The sequence below is a fragment of the Streptomyces sp. NPDC004561 genome, from assembly GCF_053602155.1.
Map to the genome: position 1 here is coordinate 1 of NZ_JBSGDB010000755.1, position 2,729 is coordinate 2,729.

A 2,729-nucleotide genomic window follows, 5' to 3' on the forward strand; every position below is an offset into this window, starting at 1 on the left:
GCGGTGGATCGGCGAGCGCCTCTTCGCCCACCTGATGCGCACCGCCGCCTGGCGCGCGACTCTGAACGCCGCACCCTGGTCGATGACCGTGCCCTCGGACGCGGCCGGCGCCTCAGCGGCTGGACCGCTGTGCCGCCACGATCGTGCCGATGGTCCGCTCCGCCCCCGCCCGGCGCTGCACCCGCTCCGCGAACCCCGGGAACTGCGACGCGATCTTGGTGAGGAGGCGCAGCTCGATCGGGGCCACGTTGATCTCGGCGACATCCCGTTCGATCGCCCGCGCCACGCCCCTGACGACCTGCTCCGGCGAAACGGTGCGGACCCCGCCGGGCGTCGAGGACCCCGTGTTCGCGAACATGCCCAGATCGCGTACGAAGCCCGGCTGGACGATCGAGACCCCGACGCCCGTGCCGTGCAGGTCCTGGCGGAAGGCCAGCGAGAAGCCGCGCAGGCCGAACTTCGTGGCGTTGTACAGGGACGACGACCTGGTGGCCGCCACCCCCGACAGCGATCCGACGAAGCAGACGTGCCCGCGCCCGGCGGCCACCATGCCCGGCGTCAGCAACCGCGCGAGCATCGCGGGGGCCCGCAGGTTCACCGCGAGCGCCCGGTCGATCTGCGCCGGGGTGTAGTCGAGCACGTCACCGCTGGAGGGCAGGGCCGCGTTGGCGATGAGGATGTCCGTCCCGGCGGCCTCCTCGGCGAGGCGCTGCACGTCGTCGGGGTCGGCCAGATCGGCCAGGATCGTCCGGGCGCCGTACCGGCCGGCGAGGCCGTCCAGCGCCTCGCGCCGGCGGCCGGTCAGGACCAGACGGGCGCCACGAGCGGACATCTCGGCGGCGAGCGCACCACCGATGCCGCCCGTGACACCGGTGAGCAGAACAGTTGCCCCAGCAATGCGCACGACTACCCTCCAGTTCTGTTCGTTCGAACGAACAATAGGGAGGGCGGGCCGCCCTGTCCACCGGCTGCCCCGATGGGACAATGAACGGCATGCCGAACGCCGCCCCCTCCGCCCCGACGCGCCAGCGCATCATCACGGCCGTCCTGCAGATCATCGGCGCGGACGGGGTCGCGGCCGTCACCAACAGGCGCATCGCCCGGGAAGCCGGAGTGTCGCTCGGCTCGGTCACGTACCACTTCGAGACCCAGCACGAACTGCTGCGGGAGAGCCTGCTGTACTTCGTGCGCGAGGAGGCGCGGCACTTCACGGAGCTGGCGGACCAGTGCCAGACGGAAGGGATCGACGTCGAGGACGCGGCGTCCCTTGCCGGCCAGGTCGCCTGTGGCACGGCACTGGACGGCGCCCATCTCGCGCCCTTCGAGCTGTACCTGCACGCCGGCCGGGACGAACGGCTGCGGGAGGCGGCGGCGGAGGCGTTCAGGGCCTACGACCGGCTCGCCGCCCGGATCCTCACCGCTCTGGGCGTCCCCGACGCGGAGCGTCTCGCGGCCACGACGGTCGCCCTGGTGATGGGTCTGCAACTGCGGCGGCTGGCCACGGGCAGCCCGGCGGAGGAACTGGTCGACGCCCTGCTGCTGCTCGTCCGCGGAGCCGCCCAGCCCGCCGATGCCGCGCCCCTGCCGGGAACTTCAGGCGCCCGCTAGGCGTTGGCACTCACGCGGCGCGGGCGGGGGACCAGTTCGCCCCCGCAGTTCGGGCACACCTGCCCCATGGCGTCGGCGCACGCCTCGCAGAACGTGCACTCGTACGAGCAGATACGGGCCTGCCCGTCCGCGGGCAGTGCCGTGGTCGTGCAGCGCTCGCAGCGGTCGCGCATATCCAGTGCCATGGTTGTCCGGCCTCCTCGTGGTCGTCCCTGCCCTCATCATCCGGGGCGGCGGCCGGCGCCGCCCCGGAAGGACAGGGACCCGCAGGATCGGGCCGCGATCCGCTCACTTCCAGTCCACCGCGAACGCCCGCCCCGGATGCTCCGTGAGGATCCGGTCCACCAGCTCCGCGCCCACCGCCTCCACCAGCCGCGGCCGCACCCGGCGCAGCAGGTACGGCATCCCCGGCCCGCCGTCGACCGAGCGCGCCCCGGCCACCACCGTGTCACCGCCGAGCAGCAGCCGGTCCCCGAAGCCGGCCTCCGCGAGGTCTCGCAGCGCGTCCGGCATCCGCCAGTCGGTGGGGTGATGCGCGCGGGACGGCCCGTCGAAGGCCAGCCAGCAGCCCGACGCGGCGGCCTGCCGCTGCACCACCGGATCGGGAAAGCGGTTCAGATGGCCCAGGATCACCCGCTCACCGGGCACGCCCAACTCCCCGCACAGCAGGTCGACCACGTCGAGGGCGCCCGTGCCCAGCTCCAGGTGGACGGCGACGGGCGCGCCGGTGGCGTGGTGCGCCTCGGCCGCCGCCGTCATGGTCCAGCGGGCGTGCGCGTCGAGGGAGTGGAAGCCGCCCGCCACCTTGATCAGACCGGCGCGCACCCCGGGCGTGCCGATGCCCTCGGTCAGCTCCGCGACGAACACCTCGGCGAGCCGGCCGCGCAGCCCGCCGAGCGACTCCGGGTCGTAGTGCGCGGCTTGGTGCAGTCCCGTCGCGCAGACCAGGTGCACTCCGGTCGCCCGGGACAGCGCCGGCAGGTCCGCCGCCCGCCGTCCCATGCCGTGCGGCGTCCACTGCACGACAAGACGCACTGCAAGCTGTCGCTGGTGGTCCGCCAGGAGGGCGAGACCCTGCGCCGCTACAGCCACGTCGGCACGGGCAACTACCACCCGAAGAC

At 73.6% G+C, this 2,729-nt stretch carries 3 protein-coding genes and 2 pseudogenes; 2 read left to right on the forward strand and 3 right to left on the reverse strand.

Annotation, left to right across the window (positions count from 1 at the left end; all coding sequences use genetic code 11):
• Positions 1–112: 112 nt before the first annotated feature.
• Positions 113–904 carry an SDR family NAD(P)-dependent oxidoreductase gene (locus tag ACWEN3_RS44755; protein ID WP_452983969.1) on the reverse strand — a complete coding sequence of 264 codons (792 nt, stop codon included), beginning with the start codon at positions 902–904 and terminating at the stop codon, positions 113–115.
• A gap of 89 nt (positions 905–993) precedes the next feature.
• Here ACWEN3_RS44755 and ACWEN3_RS44760 point away from each other — a divergent pair, with 89 nt between their 5' ends.
• Positions 994–1,608: a TetR/AcrR family transcriptional regulator gene (locus tag ACWEN3_RS44760; RefSeq protein ID WP_452983973.1), complete on the forward strand. Its 615-nt coding sequence runs from the start codon at positions 994–996 to the stop codon at positions 1,606–1,608.
• On the opposite strand, the gene ACWEN3_RS44765 is transcribed toward ACWEN3_RS44760, so the two are convergent.
• Both ACWEN3_RS44765 and ACWEN3_RS44770 read right to left on the reverse strand, forming a co-directional pair.
• A complete protein-coding gene (locus ACWEN3_RS44765) occupies positions 1,605–1,793 on the reverse strand; it encodes a DUF1272 domain-containing protein (protein ID WP_452983974.1) in 189 nt (62 codons plus the stop codon). The genes ACWEN3_RS44760 and ACWEN3_RS44765 overlap by 4 nt on opposite strands.
• A 103-nt stretch (positions 1,794–1,896) precedes the next feature.
• Positions 1,897–2,634 (reverse strand): annotated as a pseudogene (locus tag ACWEN3_RS44770) (phosphotriesterase family protein); the annotation flags it as partial.
• Between ACWEN3_RS44770 and ACWEN3_RS44775 the strand changes: the two are divergent.
• A pseudogene (locus tag ACWEN3_RS44775) lies at positions 2,632–2,729 on the forward strand (hypothetical protein); the annotation flags it as partial. The pseudogenes ACWEN3_RS44770 and ACWEN3_RS44775 overlap by 3 nt on opposite strands.

What these genes read in the sequence shown, in the direction of transcription:
- ACWEN3_RS44765 (WP_452983974.1), bottom strand. Translation starts at nt 1,793, where the DNA reads ATGGCACTGGATATGCGCGACCGCTGCGAGCGCTGCACGACCACGGCA.
- ACWEN3_RS44760 (WP_452983973.1), top strand. Translation starts at nt 994, where the DNA reads ATGCCGAACGCCGCCCCCTCCGCCCCGACGCGCCAGCGCATCATCACG.